At 65.7% G+C, this 18,947-nt stretch carries 17 protein-coding genes; 11 read left to right on the forward strand and 6 right to left on the reverse strand.

What is annotated here, in order from left to right; genetic code table 11:
- Window positions 1-50: 50 nt before the first annotated feature.
- On the reverse strand, window positions 51-659 hold the full coding sequence (locus ACTPOI_RS00955; RefSeq protein ID WP_094291083.1) for a glutathione S-transferase family protein: 609 nt from the start codon (window positions 657-659) through the stop codon (window positions 51-53).
- Between the two features lie 98 nt (window positions 660-757).
- On the opposite strand from ACTPOI_RS00955, the gene ACTPOI_RS00960 reads away from it, so the two are divergent.
- Entirely contained in the window at window positions 758-1,711 is a 954-nt protein-coding gene (locus ACTPOI_RS00960; RefSeq protein ID WP_440105595.1) for a helix-turn-helix transcriptional regulator, read from the forward strand.
- A gap of 29 nt (window positions 1,712-1,740) precedes the next feature.
- Here the strand turns inward: ACTPOI_RS00960 and ACTPOI_RS00965 are convergent, their stop codons facing one another.
- Window positions 1,741-2,472, reverse strand: a complete 732-nt coding sequence (locus ACTPOI_RS00965) for a TorF family putative porin (protein WP_440105597.1) — start codon at window positions 2,470-2,472, stop codon at window positions 1,741-1,743.
- A 363-nt stretch (window positions 2,473-2,835) separates the two neighbouring features.
- Between ACTPOI_RS00965 and ACTPOI_RS00970 the strand changes: the two genes are divergently transcribed.
- The 10 genes from ACTPOI_RS00970 to ACTPOI_RS01015 all read left to right on the forward strand — a co-directional run bounded on the left by ACTPOI_RS00970 (window position 2,836) and on the right by ACTPOI_RS01015 (window position 15,720).
- The gene (locus tag ACTPOI_RS00970; protein ID WP_056414695.1) at window positions 2,836-2,934 is read left to right on the forward strand and encodes a potassium-transporting ATPase subunit F; all 99 of its coding nucleotides are present in this window, start codon (window positions 2,836-2,838) and stop codon (window positions 2,932-2,934) included.
- A 1-nt stretch (window position 2,935) separates the two neighbouring features.
- Window positions 2,936-4,741 carry a potassium-transporting ATPase subunit KdpA gene (gene kdpA / locus ACTPOI_RS00975; RefSeq protein WP_440105600.1) on the forward strand — a complete coding sequence of 602 codons (1,806 nt, stop codon included), beginning with the start codon at window positions 2,936-2,938 and terminating at the stop codon, window positions 4,739-4,741.
- Window positions 4,742-4,750: 9 nt separating this feature from the next.
- Entirely contained in the window at window positions 4,751-6,850 is a 2,100-nt protein-coding gene (gene kdpB / locus ACTPOI_RS00980; protein ID WP_440105602.1) for a potassium-transporting ATPase subunit KdpB, read from the forward strand.
- 10 nt (window positions 6,851-6,860) lie between these two features.
- A complete protein-coding gene (gene kdpC, locus ACTPOI_RS00985) occupies window positions 6,861-7,433 on the forward strand; it encodes a potassium-transporting ATPase subunit KdpC (RefSeq protein WP_440105604.1) in 573 nt (190 codons plus the stop codon).
- A 41-nt stretch (window positions 7,434-7,474) separates the two neighbouring features.
- Window positions 7,475-10,246, forward strand: a complete 2,772-nt coding sequence (locus tag ACTPOI_RS00990) for a DUF4118 domain-containing protein (RefSeq protein ID WP_440105606.1) — start codon at window positions 7,475-7,477, stop codon at window positions 10,244-10,246.
- A gap of 8 nt (window positions 10,247-10,254) precedes the next feature.
- The gene (gene kdpE, locus ACTPOI_RS00995; RefSeq protein ID WP_298456784.1) at window positions 10,255-10,959 is read left to right on the forward strand and encodes a two-component system response regulator KdpE; all 705 of its coding nucleotides are present in this window, start codon (window positions 10,255-10,257) and stop codon (window positions 10,957-10,959) included.
- Window positions 10,960-11,135: 176 nt separating this feature from the next.
- On the forward strand, window positions 11,136-11,474 hold the full coding sequence (locus tag ACTPOI_RS01000; protein WP_440105609.1) for a hypothetical protein: 339 nt from the start codon (window positions 11,136-11,138) through the stop codon (window positions 11,472-11,474).
- Between the two features lie 245 nt (window positions 11,475-11,719).
- The gene (locus ACTPOI_RS01005) at window positions 11,720-12,799 is read left to right on the forward strand and encodes a peptidase C39 family protein (RefSeq protein ID WP_440105611.1); all 1,080 of its coding nucleotides are present in this window, start codon (window positions 11,720-11,722) and stop codon (window positions 12,797-12,799) included.
- 1 nt (window position 12,800) lies between these two features.
- Window positions 12,801-14,336, forward strand: a complete 1,536-nt coding sequence (locus tag ACTPOI_RS01010) for a RimK family protein (protein ID WP_440105613.1) — start codon at window positions 12,801-12,803, stop codon at window positions 14,334-14,336.
- A 481-nt stretch (window positions 14,337-14,817) separates the two neighbouring features.
- Window positions 14,818-15,720: a DMT family transporter gene (locus tag ACTPOI_RS01015; protein WP_440105615.1), complete on the forward strand. Its 903-nt coding sequence runs from the start codon at window positions 14,818-14,820 to the stop codon at window positions 15,718-15,720.
- Between the two features lie 168 nt (window positions 15,721-15,888).
- Here ACTPOI_RS01015 and ACTPOI_RS01020 read toward each other — a convergent pair whose 3' ends face one another.
- From ACTPOI_RS01020 to ACTPOI_RS01035, 4 genes are all read right to left on the reverse strand, one after another.
- Window positions 15,889-16,305: a hypothetical protein gene (locus ACTPOI_RS01020; protein WP_440105617.1), complete on the reverse strand. Its 417-nt coding sequence runs from the start codon at window positions 16,303-16,305 to the stop codon at window positions 15,889-15,891.
- A 10-nt stretch (window positions 16,306-16,315) separates the two neighbouring features.
- Entirely contained in the window at window positions 16,316-17,482 is a 1,167-nt protein-coding gene (locus ACTPOI_RS01025) for a pyridoxal phosphate-dependent aminotransferase (RefSeq protein ID WP_440105619.1), read from the reverse strand.
- A gap of 67 nt (window positions 17,483-17,549) precedes the next feature.
- Window positions 17,550-18,491: a CysB family HTH-type transcriptional regulator gene (locus ACTPOI_RS01030; protein WP_056062356.1), complete on the reverse strand. Its 942-nt coding sequence runs from the start codon at window positions 18,489-18,491 to the stop codon at window positions 17,550-17,552.
- A gap of 74 nt (window positions 18,492-18,565) precedes the next feature.
- Window positions 18,566-18,937 (reverse strand): sirohydrochlorin chelatase, encoded by a 372-nt coding sequence (locus ACTPOI_RS01035; RefSeq protein WP_440105622.1) that lies wholly within the window; start codon window positions 18,935-18,937, stop codon window positions 18,566-18,568.
- Window positions 18,938-18,947: the final 10 nt, after the last annotated feature.

Raw genomic sequence — 18,947 nt, forward strand, 5'->3', positions numbered from 1 at the left:
TACTTCGGCGGGCCTGGCGGCTGCCGCCAGCGTCAGCCTTCGATCCGCAATCAGGCCTCGATCTGCATGGCCGGGCGCGCCTGCACGCGTTCCAGCCAGGCCTGGACATGGCGGTGCGCCTTCACCGGTGCGCCCAGGTACACGCTGTAGCCCAGCACCGAGCCCACGACCAGGTCCACCAGCGAATAGTTGGCGCCCAGCATCCAGGGTTGCTGCGCGAGCCGCGCATCCAGCACCGTTAGCAGCTCATTCAACCCGCGCATCGCGGCGTCAGCGTGCACCGGGCTGCGCAGGGTTTCGTCCCCCTGCGTGGCCACCTGCAGGCGCACCAGCACCGCACCATAGGTCACATACGCCCAGGCGCACCACGACAGCGCTTGCAGCGCCTCGGGCGTGCCCGCAGCGGGCCACAGCCCACGCTCCACGCCAAAGCGGTGGCCCAGCCACAGGTGGATGGCCAGGGCCTCGAACATGGGGGCACCGTCCACGGTCATCGTGGGCACCTTGCCGTTGGGGTTCAGGGCCAGGTACTCGGGGCGGCGCTGCTCGCCGGTGCGGATGTCGATCTTCACGCGCTCATGTGGCACGCCCAGTTCGGCGAGGGCGCAGGCGATGGGGGTGGCGCTGGACATGGGGTGCCAGTAAAGGACGATGGACATGGAGAACTCCTCGATGTTGGTTGAAGAAAGAAAAGGTGTTGCCACTGTAAAAACCATTGCGGACAATTTCGGTCCTCAATAAAAAGTACAGTGCCCACATGCTCAGTTCATCGACCCGCCTGTTGCGCCTGCTTTCGCTGTTGCAGACGCGTGCCCACTGGATGGGCCCGGAGCTGGCCGAGCGCCTGGAAGTGCACCCCCGCACACTGCGGCGCGACATCGACCGCCTGCGCCAACTGGGCTACCCGGTGCAGGCCAGCAGTGGCGTGGCGGGGGGCTATGCGTTTCGCGCCGGGCAGGCCCTGCCGCCGCTGCTGTTGGATGACGAGGAAGCCCTGGCGGTATCGATTGCGCTGCGCACGGCCACTGCGGGGGCGGTGGGAGGCATTGAAGAGCCCGCACTGCGCGCGCTCGTCAAGCTGGAGCAGGCCATGCCCGCGCGACTGCGCAAACGTGTGGACGCGCTGCGCGCCGCCATCCTGCCGCTCACACACACGGGGCCGGTGGTAGAGGCTTCGGTGCTGGCCACACTTGCGTTGGCCTGCCGTGACCAGTTGCGCACCGAATTCCAGTACCAGGACAGCCAGGGCCGCAGTGCGCAGCGCTCGGTCGAGCCACAGGGCGTGGTGCACACCGGCCAGCGCTGGTACCTGGTGGCGTGGGACAGAGTGCGCAACGACTGGCGCACCTTCCGCATCGACCGCATCGTGGGCGACCCGCAGGTGGGCGCACATTTCGCGCCCCGGGCCTCGCCCGACGGGGGTGATCTGAAGGGCTACGTGTCGCGCTCCATCTCTGCGCCGCACCATGCCGAGCAGGCGCGCGTGGTGCTGCACGCGCCCTACGCCGTCATGTCGCGCCGCATACCGCCGTCTGCCGGGGTGGTAAGCACCCTGGACCAGGGGCGGCGCTGCCAGCTGGAATGCGCAGCCAACGATTCGCTGGTGTACTGGCTGATGGCCCTTGATGTGGAGTTCGAGGTGCTGGCACCTGCCGCACTGAAAGAGCGGCTGCGCGTGGCGGGGGAGCGGGCGCTGCGGTGTGCGCTGTAAAAGCCCGTTGCTGACCCTTGGCGAAGGGGCTACAGGGTTTTGGTCAGCGTGACGATCACGCGCGACTTGTTCACGTGGCCGAAGAAGGCCTTCTTGTTGGCGCCGACCACGGCCGCGCCCAGGGACAGGCCACCGCCGAAGTCATACGCGCCGCCCAGGCTGTAATCCATGTAGTTGGGCACACCCAGGTCCTTGATGTCGCTGGCAAAACGCGTGAAGCCCACCGAGGCCTTCACCGTGACGCTGGGCGCCACTTCCTGGGCAAACGCGAAGTTCAGGTAGCCCGTGTTGCGGCCCTTCAGGCCCGAGCCGGACTTGGCACCGGCAAAACCGAAGTAGTCCTTGGAGATGGTGTGCGAGTACTTGGCAGTGAAGGGGCCCAGGGTGGCCGCGCCATACAGCTCGGTGGTGTTGCCATTGCTGTTGCTGGGGTAGATGTAGGTCAGGGCGCCCACATCGAAGTCAGCGCCTGCGGCCTTGAACTTGTAGCCACCGTACAGGTCGGATTCGAGCGAGTTGTTGGTCTGCCAGTCCACGCTGGAGTTCCAGTTGCCCACGTACCAGCCGGACTCGCCGAAGGCGTAGTCAAAGCCGCCTTGCAGGGCGGGCTTGACAGCCTTGGCTTTGGTGGCGTCCTGGTCCTGGCCACGGAACTTGTAGTTGGTGGTCAGGCTGACGTTGCCGGTGAGCTGGGCACTGGCCAGCAGGGGCAGTGCGGCCAGCAGGGCGGTGGCGAATACTTTGAAAGAAGAACCGTTCATGGCAGCAATGTTTGAAAAAAGAACAAGAGCGCAAGCGTAGAAAAGCCCGCGTATAAAGTTCGCAAAAATTGCGCCCCTTCGCGTCAAAGTTGCGCAAGTCTGCAGCCGCCGGGCATGGTGGCTTGTGTAGCGCATCCCCCCTACGTCGCCCTCGCCGGGCCCGCGTTTTTACGCCGTTTTTACGGCGCCCCCCACAGTCTGTGCACACTTTTTACGCCCACCTTCTCAGAATCAAACACCTGTTCTGATGCAGGAGTTGTCGATGGACGTGATATGGGTGGCCGCACTGGCGGCGTTGTGGGTGGTCATGGCTGAGGCCGTGGTTTTGCTGGGCAAATATGGCCCAGCCAAAGGGGCGCGTTCATGATCGGCATGGAAATGCTTTACGGTTTTGGCGCCATCGTGGCCCTGGTCTTGCTGGCCTACCTGGTGTTTGCGCTGATCTGCGCGGAGGAGTTCTGAGATGGATACCTCTGCATGGAGCCTGTTGGGGCTCTTTTTGATCGTGCTGGGCGTGCTGGCGTGGCCGCTTGGCAAATGGCTGGCCGCAGTCTGTGAAGGCCGCCTGCCAAGGTGGATGCATGCCGCCGAAAAACCGTTGTACAAGCTGGCCGGGGTCGCGCCGGACCAGATGATGCACTGGCGCAGCTATGCGCTGGCGCTGCTGGCTTTCAATGCCATCGGCGCTTTTGCGGTGTATGGCCTGCAGCGTTTGCAGCACCTGCTGCCGCTCAATCCGCAGGGCATGGCCGCCGTGTCGGGCGATTCTTCGTTCAACACCGCCATCAGCTTTGTCTCCAACACCAACTGGCAGGGCTATGGGGGCGAGTCCACCATGAGCTACCTCACGCAGATGCTGGGCCTGTCGGTGCAGAACTTCTTCTCGGCGGCCACCGGCATCGCTGTTGCGTTTGCACTGGCGCGCGGCTTTGCGGCGCGCAGCACCGACGGCCAGGGCTTTGTCGGCAACTTCTGGGCCGATGTCACGCGCATCACGGCATGGGTGCTGGTGCCCATTGCGTTGGTGATTTCCATGGTGCTGGTCGGGCAAGGGGTGATCCAGAACTTTGACGCCTACAAGGATGTGGCGACGCTGGAGAAAACGGCCTATGAAGTGCCCAAGCTCGACGCATCGGGCCAGCCGGTGTTGGGCAGTGATGGCGCGCCGGTGATGGAAGCCAAGACGAGCAACACCCAGACCCTGGCCATGGGCCCGGTGGCATCGCAGGAAGCCATCAAGATGCTGGGCACCAACGGCGGTGGTTTTTTCAATGCCAACTCCGCCCATCCCTATGAGAACCCGACGGCCCTGACCAACTTCGTGCAGATGCTGGCGATTTTTCTGATTCCCGCTGCACTGTGTTTTGCGTTTGGCCGTGTGGTGGGTGACCAGCGCCAGGGCTTTGCGATCCTGGCGGCCATGACGGTGATGTTTGTGGTGGCCGTGATTGCCGTGGTTTCCGCCGAGAAAGTCGGCAATCCGCAATGGGTGGGCCTGGGCGTGGAGCAAACCGCCAGCGCCTTGCAAGCAGGCGGCAACATGGAAGGCAAGGAGGTGCGGTTCGGCATCAATGCGTCGGCACTGTTCGCTGCCGTGACCACTGCCGCCTCTTGTGGTGCTGTGAACTCCATGCACGACTCCTATACGCCTTTGGGCGGCATGGTGCCGCTGGTGCTGATGCAGCTGGGTGAGGTGGTGTTTGGTGGCGTGGGCACGGGCCTCTACGGCATGCTGGTGTTTGCCATCCTCGCCGTCTTCATGGCGGGCCTCATGATTGGCCGCACACCGGAGTACCTGGGCAAGAAGATCGAGGTGCGTGAGATGAAGCTCACCTCGGCGGCCATCCTGGTCACGCCCATTCTGGTGCTGGTGGGCACGGCGATTGCCGTGGCCACGGATGCGGGCAGGGCGGGCATCGCCAACCCGGGCGCGCACGGGTTCTCGGAAATTCTGTATGCACTGACCTCTGCCGCCAACAACAACGGCAGCGCCTTTGCGGGCCTGTCGGCCAACACGCCGTTCTACAACGTGTTGCTGGGGCTGGCGATGTGGCTGGGCCGTTTTGGCGTGATCGTGCCGGTGCTGGCCATTGCGGGTTCACTGGCAGCCAAGAAGCGCTTGCCTGTCACGGCGGGCACCATGCCCACACACGGGCCGCTGTTTGTCACGCTGCTGATCGGCACCGTGCTTCTGGTGGGTCTTCTCAACTATGTGCCCTCCCTGGCCCTGGGTCCGATGGTGGAGCACCTGATGCTCCGGGTTCAGTGAGGTATGGCAATGACCAAGAAAAAATCTTCTTCCGTTTCGCTGCTGGATGCAGCGTTGATCAAGACCGCGCTCTGGGGCGCACTGGCCAAGCTGAGCCCTTTTGTGCAGTGGCGCAACCCGGTGATGTTCATCGTGTACATCGGCAGCATCTTCACCACGCTGCTGTGGCTGCATGCACTCAATGCGCCTGAGGATGCGAGCATGCGCCCGGCGTTTGTGCTGGCCATCACGGTCTGGCTGTGGTTCACCGTGCTGTTTGCCAATTTTGCCGAAGCGCTGGCAGAAGGCCGCAGCAAGGCGCAGGCCGCGTCGTTGCGCGGGCTGCGCAAGGAGACCTGGGCCAAGAAGCTCAAGGAGCCGGTGCACGGCGCAGCATTCTTGCCCGAGCTGGCCACCAACCTGCGCCGCGGCGACGTGGTGCTGGTGGAGGCGGGTGATGTGATCCCGCTGGATGGCGAGGTGATCGAGGGTGTGGCCTCGGTGGATGAGAGCGCCATCACCGGCGAATCGGCCCCCGTGGTGCGCGAATCCGGCGGCGATTTTTCTGCCGTCACCGGGGGCACCCGGGTGTTGTCCGACTGGCTGGTGGTGCGCGTGGCGGTGAACCCCGGCGAGTCGTTCCTCGACCGGATGATCGGCATGGTGGAAGCCGCCAAGCGCCAGAAAACGCCCAACGAGATCGCGCTGACCATTTTGCTGGTGGCGTTGACCATCGTGTTCCTGGTCGTTACCGTGACCCTGCTGCCGTTTTCGATCTTCAGCGTGCAGGCCTCGGGTGCGGGCACGGTGGTCTCGCTGACCGCGCTGGTGGCCCTGCTGGTGTGCTTGATTCCCACCACCATTGGCGGTCTGCTGTCCGCCGTGGGGGTGGCGGGCATGAGCCGCATGATGCAGGCCAATGTGATCGCCACCTCGGGCCGGGCTGTGGAGGCCGCAGGCGATGTGGACGTGCTGCTGCTGGACAAGACCGGCACTATCACCCACGGCAACCGCCAGGCCAGCGCGTTTCTGCCAGCGCCGGGTGTGTCCAGGGCTCGGCTTGCACGCGCCGCGCTGCTGGCGTCGCTGGCGGACGAAACGCCGGAAGGCCGCAGCATCGTGGAGCTGGCCCGCCGCGAGGGCGTGGAAGGCCAGAACCCGCAGAGCGTCAAGCTGGTGCCCTTTACGGCGCAGACCCGCATGAGCGGCGTGGACCTGCCTGCGGGCGAGGGGCAGCCGGAATCTGCGGGCACCATGCTGCGCAAGGGGGCGGTGATGGCACTGGCCAAACATGTGGAAGCCCTGGGCGGCAAGATGCCGCAGGATGTGATGAGCGCGGCCGACCAGGTGGCCCTGCGGGGCAGCACACCCCTGGCGGTGGCCGATGGCAACCATGTGCTGGGCATCGTCGAACTCAAGGACATCGTCAAGGCGGGCATCAAGGAGCGCTTCATCGAGCTGCGCCGCATGGGCATCAAGACCGTGATGATCACCGGCGACAACAAGCTCACGGCAGCGGCTATCGCGGCCGAGGCGGGTGTGGACGACTTCCTGGCCGAAGCCACACCCGAAGACAAGCTGGAGCTGATCCGCAAATACCAGGCCGAAGGCCGCCTGGTGGCCATGACCGGCGACGGCACCAACGACGCCCCCGCACTGGCCCAAGCCGACGTGGCCGTGGCCATGGGCAGTGGCACGCAGGCCGCCAAGGAGGCGGGCAACATGGTGGACCTGGATTCCAACCCCACCAAGTTGCTGGAGGTGGTGGAGACGGGCAAGGCGCTGTTGATGACGCGCGGCTCGCTCACCACCTTCTCCATCGCGAACGATGTGGCGAAGTATTTCGCCATCGTACCGGCCATCTTCGTGTCCACCTACCCGCAGCTGTCCGCGCTCAACGTCATGCAGCTGGCCAGCCCGTCATCCGCCATCCTGTCGGCCGTGATCTTCAATGCGCTGGTGATCGTGTTCCTGATTCCCCTGGCCTTGCGCGGCGTGCGCTACCGCCCGGTGGGTGCGGCGGCGCTGCTGCGGCGCAACCTGGCCATCTATGGGCTGGGTGGGCTGCTGGTGCCATTTGTTGGCATCAAGCTGATTGACTGGATACTTGTGGCCGTCGGGCTGATCTGAGGAGATTCTGATGAAAAACATTCTTCGCCCCGCGCTGGTGCTGTTTGCCTTGTTGAGCGTGCTGACCGGGCTGCTCTATCCGCTGGTGGTGACGGGCGCCGCCCAGGCGGTGTTCCCCCAGCAGGCAGCGGGCAGCCTGGTGCAGCGCAACGGCCAGACCGTCGGTTCGTCGCTGATTGGTCAGAACTTTTCAGACCCCGGGCATTTCTGGGGCCGCCCATCGGCCACGGCGCCCATGCCGTACAACGCGGCGGCGTCCAGCGGTTCCAACCAGGGGCCGCTCAATCCGGCGCTGCAGGACGCCGTGAAGGCGCGCGTGGAAGCCCTGCGCGCGGCGGACCCCGGCAACACGGCCCCCGTGCCGGTGGACCTGGTCACGGCCTCGGCCAGTGGCCTGGACCCGCACATCAGCCTGGCTGCGGCGCAGTACCAGGCAGGGCGCGTGGCGCGGGCCCGCAGCCTGCCGGTGGCCAGCGTGAATGCCGTGATTGGCAAGCACGCGGAGCAGCCGCTGTGGGGGCTGCTGGGTGAGCCCCGGGTGAACGTGCTGGCGTTGAACCTGGCACTGGATGGCCTGCGCTGACATGCACGGGGCATTTATTTGGCACCGATACTCGTTGATGCATGACTGACATCCAGCGCCCAGACCCCGACGCCTTGATTGCGCAGTTGCGTGCCCAGGAAGAGCAGACCCAACGGGGCAAGCTGCGCATCTACTTTGGTGCCAATGCCGGGGTCGGCAAGACCTGGGCCATGCTCAGCGCCGCGCAGCGCGAGCGGCGCGCCGGGCGCGACATCCTCATCGGCGTGGTGGAAACCCATGGTCGCGCGGAAACCGCTGCGCTGCTGGAGGGACTGGAGTCGCTGCCCATGAAGCAGGTGGAGTACCGGGGCCGGACGCTTTCCGAGTTTGACCTCGACGCAGCCCTGGCCCGCAAGCCCGCCATCTTGCTGGTGGATGAACTCGCGCACTCCAACGTGCAGGGCTCCCGTCACGCCAAGCGCTGGCAGGACGTGCAGGAGTTGCTGGCTGCTGGTATCGATGTGTGGACCGCGCTCAACGTCCAGCATCTGGAAAGCCTCAACGGCACGGTAGGCGCCATCACCGGTGTGCGCGTGCACGAAACGGTGCCCGACACCGTTCTGGACAACGCTGACGAGGTGGTGCTGGTCGATGCCACGCCCGATGAGCTGATCGCCCGTCTGGGTTCGGGCAAGGTCTATGTGCCCCAGCAGGCAGAGCGTGCGGCGCAGAGTTTCTTCCGCAAGGGCAACCTGATCGCCCTGCGCGAGATTGCCCTGCGGCGCACGGCTGAGCATGTGGAGGACGATGTGCTGGGCTGGCGGGTGGAGCAGTCGGGTGCTTCCGGCAGCCGCGTGGCCAGTGCCTGGAACACCTCGGGCAGCATCCTGGCCTGTGTCGGGCCCCATGAAGATGCGGCGCAGACGGTGCGCACAGCCGCCCGCCTCGCAGGGCAGCTCAATGTGAAGTGGCACGCCGCCTATGTGGAGACGCCCCGGCTGCAGCGCCTGGAGGCCGCCCAGCGCGACAAGATTCTGGCCGTGCTGCAACTGGCGCAGGAGCTGGGTGCAGAGACGGCCGTGCTCACGGGTGACCGCGTGGCGCCAGCCCTTGCGGCCCAGGCGCTGCATCTGAACTGCGCCACGCTGGTGCTGGGGCGCCCCGCCGTGCGGGCCGGGTGGCGCAAGCTGCTGGCTGCCAAGGGCGTTGCGCGCGAGTTGGCCGAACGCGCACCTTCGCTCGACATCGTCGAGGCCGCGCATGCGGGCAGCTCACGGCGCCTGCCCCAGGCGCTGTGGGACCGCCATGTGGGTCTGGAGGATGACGGGGATGTGGGCGAGCCTGGCGCAGGGCGCTATCGCTGGCAAGGTTTTTTGTGGGCACTGGGCGCCAGCATTGCCGTCACGGTGCTGGCAACCCCGCTGCATGGCTTGCTGGAGCTGACCAACATCGTGATGCTCTACCTGGTGGGGGTGGTTGCGGTGGCCATGCGCTTTGGCCGGGTGCCTGCGGCCATGGCGGCGTTGCTGAACGTGCTGGCATTCGATTTTTTCTTCGTCTCGCCGCGCCTGTCGTTTGCGGTGAGCGACGTGCAATACATCGTCACCTTTGCCGTGATGCTGGGCGTGGGGCTGCTGGTGGGGCAGCTCACGGCCGGGTTGCGGTTTGCGGCCGGGGTGTCGATCAGCCGGGAGCGGCGCGCCCAGTCGCTCTTTGAACTGACCCGCGAGCTGTCGGCGGCGCTGGAGGCCAGCCAGGTCATTGAGATCGGTGCAGCCGCCGTGCAGGGGCACTTTGGGGGCCGCGCCGTGGTGGTGGCGCTGGACGCGTCAGACCGCCTTCAGTACCCCGACGATTTGCCGCCGGGCTTTGACAAAAGCGTGGCGGACTGGACCTTGCGCCAGGGCCAGAGCGCCGGGCTGGCGACCAGCACCCTGGCCGCGCAGGCCTGGCGCTACGTGCCGTTGAAGGCCCCCATGCGCGTGCGGGGCGTGCTGGCGCTGGAGCCCGCCCAGCCCCGCTGGCTGCTGATCCCGGAGCAGGCGCAGCAGCTGGACACCCTGGCGCGGCAGATCGCGATTGCCCTGGAGCGTGTGCACTACGTGAACATCGCGCAGCAGGCCGTTGTGGACATGGAGTCGGAGCGGCTGCGCAATGCCCTGCTGGGCGCGGTGTCGCACGATGTGCGCACCCCCCTCACGGCGCTGATCACACTCGCTGAATCGCTGCAGGCCGCGCCGCCGCAAGAGGCGGGCACCATGGCCAAGGCCATCGTGCACCAGGCGCACCAGCTCAATGCGCTGGTCAGCAACCTGCTGGACATGGCGCGGCTGGAGAGCGATGTGTCGGGGCAGAGCGTCCACTTGCGGCGGGACTGGCAATCGGTGGAAGAGGTGGTCGGCTCGGCCATTCGGGCCGCCAGGCCAGCGCTGGGCGACATGCCCGTGCGCACCGAGCTGCCCGCCGACCTGCCGCTGGTGGAGTTTGACCCTGTGCTCATCGAGCGCGTGCTGGTCAACCTTCTGGAGAATGCGGCCAAATATGGCGCGGCGCCGGTGGTGGTGAAAGCATCCACCACCGACACCATGCTGGTGCTGAAGGTGCGGGACCATGGCCCGGGCCTGCCTGCCTCGGTGCGTGGCAAAGAGCACACCCTGTTTGAAAAATTCACCCGGGGCCAGGCGGAATCCGCCACCCCGGGCGTGGGCCTGGGGCTGGCGATCTGCAAGGCCGTTGTGCAAGCCCATGGCGGTGCCATTTCTGCCGCCAGCGTGGAAGGGGGCGGGGCAGAATTCACGGTGACCCTGGCGCGGCGCGAGCCGCCGCCCGACCCCGGTTTGAGTGAGATGGAGCGGGGCGTTTCTGCCCCCTGAAGACAACCATGCAGATACGTACCGTTTTGGTGATCGAGGACGAGCCACAGATCCGGCGCTTTGTGCGCAGCGCGCTGGAGGCCGAAGGCTGGCAGGTGCACGAGGCGGGCACGCTGCGCGAGGGCCTGTCTGCGGCGGGCACCCGCCACCCCGACCTGCTGGTGCTGGACCTGGGGCTGCCCGATGGCGATGGGGTGGAGCTGATCCGCGATGTCCGGGGCTGGTCCGCCGTGCCCATCATCGTGTTGTCTGCCCGCACCGACGAGACCGACAAGATTGCCGCACTCGATGCCGGTGCAGACGACTACCTCACCAAACCCTTCGGCACCGGCGAGCTGCTGGCGCGGGTGCGGGCCAACCTGCGCAGGCCCCGCGCCGCCACCGGCAACGGGCTGGTGCAGGAGGCGGCGGAACCCCTGTTCCATTTCGGCGATGTCGAGGTGGACCGCAGCGCGCGCCTGGTGCGCAAGGCGGGTGCGGAGGTGCACCTGACGCCCACCGAGTACCGCATGCTCATGGTGCTGGTGGCCAACGCAGGGCGGGTCATCACCCAAAAGCAGCTGCTGCGTGAGGTGTGGGGGCCCATGCGCTCGGACCAGAGCCACTACCTGCGCATCTACATGGGGCACCTGCGGCAAAAGCTGGAAGCCGACCCCGCGCAGCCCCGCCACCTGCTCACCGAGTCGGGGGTGGGATACCGGCTGGCGGTGTAGGGCAGGCAGCAGCCCCACGCACCTGTGCAGGCGCGTGAAGTGCCCCGCTGCATTGACGGCGATTTGATGTTTGCCTCCGCAGTTTTTACGAACGATTTACGCCAGATTTCCTAGACTGAAAGCATGTTCAACACCGGCCACAAGCGCCCCTGCCAGGGGCGCAAAGTGGTGAAAACATGCTGATGAAGAGTTGCCCCAATATGGGCTTGCACCGGGTATCCCTGTTGCCTCTGAGCGAGAGCGATGGCGATCCCACCGCGTTGGTGCTGGTTCCGTTCATCACGCCGTATTCCAGTGGGCAAAGCCTGCGTGCCACGCTGCAGGCCGTGCTCGGGCGGCAGCTGCGCGGCTACCGCCTGGCGTTCGACGTGCCCCGCCACACTGCCAAAGGCACTTTGTACATCCACCGGCGCGACCTGGAGAGTGCCAAGCGTTGCCTGGCCTCTGGCCTGCCCCAGCTCGAAATGGGTTGTGTGGCCAGCGTTGCTTGCGCGGGGGCGCTTTCATGCCACTGAGCCATTGCCGCGCGCAAAGGTGTCAAGCCATTGAGGCTGGCTCTGTGCGCAGAGCCCTGCGTGGCGTGGGCCTGGAGCTGCTGCGCCATGGCTGATGGGATCGCGTTGTTGCTGGCCGTTCTGGTGCTCGTGGTTCCGATCGGGGTGGGTTGGGTGGCATTGAAGCTGTCTGACCGCAAGGCGCGGCGGCCCCGTGGGGACCGCCCGTGAAGCGGCAACCACCAACGGCTACGAGGGGTGTCGCATTGGCAGGCCCTGCAGATCTGCCCGCACTGGAGCAGCTGGAAAACGCCGCGTTCTCCAGCGACAGGATTTCGCGCAGAAGCTGGGGGCGCCTGTTGTTGAGCCCCTCGGCCCAGGTGCTGGTGGTCCGGTCGGGGCAGGCATTGGGCGGGGCCTGCGTGGTATTGCGCCGCGAAGGATCGTCTGTGGCACGCCTGTACTCCATTGCGGTGGCCCCGGCCATGCAGCGCGCGGGCGTGGCCAGCGGGCTGCTGGCGGCGGCGATCCACGGTGCACGGGATGCAGGCTGCGCGGTGCTGCGGCTGGAGAGCAGGGCTGGCAATGTGGCCGCGCACCGTCTGTTCGCGCGCCACGGCTTTGTGCACACCGGCTGCAAAGCCGCCTACTACGCGGATGGCGAACAGGCCCTGTGCTTTCAGAAGGATCTGTTTGATGGCGCACTGGCCCAGGCCGGTGCGGCGCACCAGGTGCGCCACTATGCGCAGACGCTCGATTTCACCTGCGGCCCCTGCGCCCTGCTGATGGCGATGTCCGCCATGGACCCGGCCATGCCGGTGAATCAGGCGGCCGAGATCCGCCTGTGGCGCGAGGCCACCACGGTGTTCATGGCCGCAGGCCACGGCGGGTGTGGGCCGTTTGGGTTGGCCCATGCCGCGCTGGCCCACGGCTTTGAGGTGTCGGTGTATGCGACTGCAGGTGCCTCGCTGTTCATGGACAGCGTGCGCGACCCCCGCAAGAAGGACGTGATCCAGTTGGTGGAGAACGACTTCAGGGCGGCGCTGGAGGCGCGCCAGGTGCCCATCCATGCGCGGCCCGTGTCGCCCGACAGCGTGATCGAGCAGCTGCGGGCAGGGCGCCTGCCCATTGTGCTCATCAGTCTGTGGCGCCTGCACCGGCAAAAGACGCCGCACTGGGTGGTCATCACAGGCTTTGATGGCGCGGTGTTTCGCCTGCTGGACCCCATGGCGCGTTCCGGCGATCCGGATGGCGGTGTGTCCGTCAGCTGGGGCGAATTCAAGAAAGTCGCAAGGTATGGGCGCCGTGGGCGCACTGCGGCCGTCATCCTTTCAGGAAAGAAATAAATTGTCCTCAGAACATGTCATCGTGGTGGAAAAGCTGGCCGACTTTCGATGGAGCCAGCCCGACATCAAGGTCATCACGGCAGAGCAATTCGTTGCAGAGCAGCCGCTGCACCGTGGGCGCGTGCGCAAGGTCACCAACCTGTGCAGGAGCTACGGCTACCTCAGCATGGGTTACTACTGCTCGCTGCTGGCCGAGGCGCGCGGCGACCGCGTAACGCCCAGCGTGGACACCATCCTGAGCCTGCAGCGCAAACGCATCGAGCCCTCGGCGCTGGTGCAGCTGAACCGGCTCATCGGACCGCTGAAGGAAATACCGCGCTCGGTGAACACGCTGACGCTGCACGTCTTCTTTGGGATCATGGAAGACCCGGCACTGGCGGCCTTGGCGCGCAAAAGCTTCGAGCTGTTCCGGTGCCCGTTGATGGAGGTCACGCTGGAACGGCAGGAGCAGTCGGCCCACTGGCAGATCGGCGGCATACAGGCGCTGGACCTGCGCGATGTGGATGCTGCGCGCGACGAGGTCTTTGTGCAGGCCTTGCTGCAGTACACACGGCGCAGCTGGCGCCCCCTGATCGCGATGCCCCAGCCGCGCATGGACCTGGCGGTGCTGCACGACCCGCACGATCGTCTGCCGCCGTCCAACCTCAAGACCCTGCGCAAGCTGGTCGATGTGGGGCAGGAGATGGGCATTGCCGTGGAGCTGATCGAGAAAAAGGACCTGGCGCGGCTGACCCAGTTCGATGCACTCTTCATCCGCGAGACCACGGCCGTGACGCACCACACCTTCCAGTTTGCAAGGAAGGCCATGGCGGAGGGCATGCCGGTCATCGACGACCCCGCGTCCATCCTGCGCTGCACCAACAAGGCCTTTCTGGCAGAACTGCTGCGCGAGCATGCCATTGCCACCCCGCTCACGCACATGGTCAGCCGCCGCACACTGGCCGACATGCAGCAGCGGCTGGCCTACCCGGTGGTGGTGAAAGTGCCGGACGGCGCGTTCAGCCGCAGTGTGAAAAAGGCGGAGAACGCTGAACAACTGCATGCCATCGCCCGGGACATGCTCAAGGAGTCGGAAATCATCCTTGTGCAGGAGTTCATGTACACCGATTTCGACTGGCGCATCGGTGTGCTGGCAGGCCAGGCCATCTTCGCGGCGAAGTATTTCATGTGCGACGGCCACTGGCAGATCCTGCAGCACACGGCCAACGGCAAGTACACCGAAGGCCGGGTGCAGGCCATATCGCTCGACCAGGTGCCCCCGCAGGTGCTGGCGGCGGCCGTCAGTTCGGCCCGCCTGGTAGGCCAGGGTTTTTATGGCGTGGACCTCAAGGCCACGGCGTCCGGGGTGTACGTGATCGAGATCAACGACAACCCAAGCCTGGATGTGGGAGTGGAGGACGCCGCCCTGGGCGATGGCCTGTACCGCTTGCTGCTCACGCATTTCCTCAGGCAGGTGGAGCAGCGCTTCAGCACCAGCCGGGCGGTGGGCGGCCTGGATCACCAGCCCGCCTTGGGTGTGGCGGTGGCTGTGGGCTAGCGCGTGTTTTCTGTTGGTGCGTCAGCCCCCGAAGTCGGCCGGTTTGCAAAGGGAGGGTGTGGGCAGATGGTGGGGCTGCTCACACCCGCTCTTTCTGCTGGGGGAAGAAGTGCATTATTTTGCTATCAAATGAATAGCTTATAACGCATGGTGGATGCGCGGAAGACGGCATTTTTTCTTGTATTTCTGGTTTGTGTCTGCGCTGCACGCACCAACAGGCGCCGCGCCTGCGCCTTTTTTTGCTGCGCAGGCTGTGCGGGTGCTGGCCTGCCTTGGGCTTCGGGCCGGTTCATCGCTGCAGGTAGGTCAGTTCTGTATGCCAGGGTGGTGAATGGGTCTACGACCAGGGCACGCGGGCGGGGCCCCAGTGGCTGGGCAGACGGTGCGATGATTGGCTGGCCCTCTGCCGTACTCCCGCTGCCTTGACATCCCCCCAAGTCTGGCGTGACCGCCGCAGGCAGACGCTTCATCTTCACACTCCATGACCCAGGCACCGCCCCACCCGTCCCCCGCCTCGAATCCGCTGGATTCACTCGTCCCCTTGCTGTTTGTCGCGCTCTGGAGCACCGGCTTCATCGGTGCCAAGCTGGGCCTGCCGTACATCGAGCCGTTGACCTTCCTGGGGCTGCGCTTTGCCATCGTCACCGTGCTCATGCTGGCCGTGGTGGCGCTGGTGCGTGCGCCCTGGCCCCCGGCGGGCAGGGCGTGGGGGCACATCGCGGTGTCGGGCCTGCTGGTGCATGGCGTGTACCTGGGCGGGGTGTTCATGGCCATTGGCCACGGGCTGCCGTCGGGCATCACGGCACTGGTGGTGGGCTTGCAGCCGCTGTTGACTGCACTGGTGGCGGGCGCCTTGCTGGGCGAGAAGGTGCGGCCTGCGCAGTGGGTTGGGCTGGGGTTGGGGTTCAGCGGCGTGGCGTTGGTGGTGGCGGGCAAGGTGGCGACCGTGCCTGCGGGTGCTTTGGTGGGCATGCTGCTGCCCGCACTGGTGGCGCTGCTGGGCATCACGGCGGGAACGCTGTACCAAAAGCGGTTCTGCCCCTCGTTCGACCTGCGCACGGGCTCGGTGATCCAGTACCTGCCGTGCGCCATTGCCATGGCGGTGCTGGCCAATGCCACCGAATCCATGGCGATCACATGGAGCGGTGAGTTCGTGTTTGCGCTGGGCTGGCTGGTGCTGGTGTTGTCGCTCGGGGCCGTGAGCCTGCTGAACCTGCTCATCCGCCGGGGCGGCGCGGTGAATGTGGCCAGCCTGTTTTACCTGACCCCACCCACCACGGCACTGATTGCCTGGGCCATGTTTGGCGAAACGCTGACCGGTTGGGCGCTGGTGGGGATGGTGCTGGCGGCTGCGGGAGTGTGGTTGGCGCGGCAGACGCGGTGAGGGCGGCGTTGCCAGCGAAGCCCTCCAGCTGCATCCAGGGGTTGCGCTGCAGTGGGAACCGCGGCGGATCAATTTGCTATTTTATTTATAGCGTCTTTGGCGCGCTGGACGCGCGCAGAGGCCGATTTTCTCTATAAATTCATGCGTCATCTTGCGGCATGGCGCCCATCAGATGGCGGGATGCACCCCAAGGATGTTCAGCGGCCCCGCAATGGAGAGCCCGCTAAGACCCACTGCGGATTCCAGCGCAGACACATGGCCGCCCTCTGCCCATACATCCACCAGTGCGTCTTTCGCCCCAAACTGGCAGGCAATGGTGGCGAGGCGGAACGCCTCTGTGCGGTCGAAGAGAAGTTGTGCCGGCCAGCGGACCAGAAACCAGCGCTTGCTCTGGAATTCGATGCGCTTCCAGTCCGATCGGCGGCGAATGTGGTTGATGCAGTCCACCTGCTTCGCCAGCAACACCGCCTCAGCCGGTTGCAGCGCGGAAGCGGCAGCGTGGAGCAACGCTTTCTCAAACGGCAGCAGCTGGTTGGCGGGCGTGGGCGCGACGATGGGCCGGAGAGACCCGGTCAGTGCAGCCATGGCAATGGCCTCAGAGCTTGCGCAGCCGTTCCAGCGCAGCGCGTAGCGTTTCGTCCTTCTTGGCAAAGCAGAACCGCACCACACGCTGGTCAAATCCGTCGCCATAAAACGCCGACAACGGAATCGCCGCCACGCCCACCTCGCGGGTGAGCCATTGGCAGAAATCGGCCTCGTTCAAATCGCTGATGGCCGAGATGTCCACACACTGGAAGTAGCTGCCGGTGCTGGGCAGCAGCTTGAAGCGTGAGCCTGCCAGCCCTTCGCGGAACAGGTCGCGTTTGGCCTGGTAGAACGCGGGCAACTGCAGGTAGGGCGTGGGATCTTGCAGGTAGGCGGCCAGCCCGTGCTGCACGGGGGTGTTGACCGTGAACACGTTGAACTGGTGCACCTTGCGGAACTCGGCCGTCAGTGCTGCGGGGGCCGCCACGGTGCCGACCTTCCAGCCGGTGACGTGGAAGGTCTTGCCAAAGCTCGACACGATGAAGGCGCGGGCGGCCAGGCCCGGAAAGCGCGCGGCGCTTTCATGCTCGGCGCCATCGAACACCATGTGCTCGTACACCTCGTCGCTGATGAGCAGGATGTCAGTGGGGGCGAGCAGGTCTTCGAGTTGGCGCATCTCCTCAGCCGTCCAGATGGTGGCGCTGGGGTTGTGCGGGCTGTTGATGATGATGGCGCGGGTGCGCGGCGTGATGGCCGCGCTGATCTTGGCGAAGTCGGGCCGGAAGGTGCCGGGCGTGAGCGGCACGCGCACGGCCTTGCCGCCGGCCAGCTCGATGTTGGGCACATAGCTGTCGTAGCAGGGGTCGAGCACGATCACCTCGTCGCCCTCGTGCACGATGGCCAGGATCGCGGTGATGATGGCCTGCGTGGCGCCTGCGGTGATGGTGATTTCGGTGTTGGGGTTGTAGGCGCGGCCGTGCAGCGCCTCGATCTTGCGGGCCACGGCTTCGCGCAGGGCGGGCACGCCGGTCATGGGGGGATACTGGTTGTGGCCGGCTTGCATGGCGGCGGTGACGGCGTTCACCAGCTCGGGCGCGCATTCAAAGTCGGGGAAGCCCTGGCCCAGGTTGACGGCCTTGTGTTCTGCGGCCAGCGCCGACATCACGGTGAAGATGGTGGTGCCGACATTGGGCAGCTTGCTGGGGAAGGCGGGTGTGCGGGCGGTGGTGGAAGTCATGGCGCAGCAGCGTGGAAAACGGGGAGATTCTGGAAGAGGTCGGGGGGCTTCTGGTGGGGAGCGCAGGTCAGAGCTCGTAGTCGTTGACATGCCCCGTCATCGCACGGGCAATCAGCTCGCGGCTCAGGCGGTCGCTGAGCAGCTCGGCAAACTTGTAGACAAAGTTGCGCAGGTAGGCGCCGCGCTTGAAGGCGACCCGAGCCACGCTCTGGCCGAACAGGTGGCCCACGGGGCGCACGGCGAGGTCACCCACCGGGTCGTCGCGCATGGCCATTTCGGCCACGATGCCGATGCCCAGGCCCAGGCGCACATAGGTCTTGATCACGTCGGAGTCAATGGCTTCGAGCACGATGCGGGGCGTGAGCTTGCGCGCAGCAAAGGCGTGGTCAATCTTGCCCCGGCCGGTGAAGGAGGGGTGGTAGGTGATCAGTGCCTCGTGGGCCAGGTCGTCCAGGCCAATGCGCTCCTTTTGTGCCAGCGGGTGGTCGTTGGGCACGACCAGCACGTGCTGCCATTCGTAGCAGGGCAGGGTGACGAGTTCGGGGTAGTCGGCCAGGGATTCGGTGGCCATGCCGATCTCGGCCACCTCGTCGATGATCATGCGCGCCACTTCGTGGGGCGTGGCCTGGTGCAGACTCACGTTGACCTTGGGGTAGGCCTCGCGCAGCCGTGCCACGGGAACCGGCAGCACATAGCGCGCCTGGGTGTGGGTGGTGGCGATGCTGAGGGTGCCGCTGTCTTGCGCACTGAACTGCTCGCCAATGCGCTTCAAATTGCCCACCTCGCGCATGATGACTTCGATGCTCTTGAGCACATGCTGGCCGGGCTCGGTGATGCGCTTGAGGCGTTTGCCGTGGCGGGCAAAGATGTCCACGCCCAGTTCTTCTTCCAGCTCGATGATGGCCTTGGACACGCCCGGCTGCGAGGTGTGCAGGGCCTTGGCGGCTTCGGTCAGGTTGAGGTTGCGGCGCGCCGCCTCTTGAACGAAGCGGAATTGGTGCAGGTTCATATCTGATATCGCCTAAAGATTTGCATCATTATGCTGCAATCGTCTAAGCGCTACCGGGCGCAGCTGCAGAATTTTCAGTCCAGCGGGACCTCACAGGCGATGTCGGCCATCAGGGCGGTCATGCGCGGGTCCTCGCCAATGGCGGCCTGGACGTGGAGCTGCACGCCGGGATGGGCAGCATGCAGTTCTTGCAACAGAACGGGCAGGTCTTCGCGCGCATGTTTGCCGGTGCCCAGGAACATGGGCACCACGGTGATGTGGGTAGCGCCCTGGGTGACGAGCCGCTGGGTGGCCTCTGCCAGGCTGGGGGCACACAGCTCCAGGTAGGCGCAGGCCACGGGGCGTGAGGGGTGCTGCGCTGCGATGCGCGCGGCCACGGCCTCAATGGGCGCGCGCCAGAGCGGGTCGCGGGAGCCGTGCGAGAACAGAACGATGGCTTTTTGCATGGGTCATGAA

The organism is Acidovorax sp. BL-A-41-H1 (genome assembly GCF_051942715.1).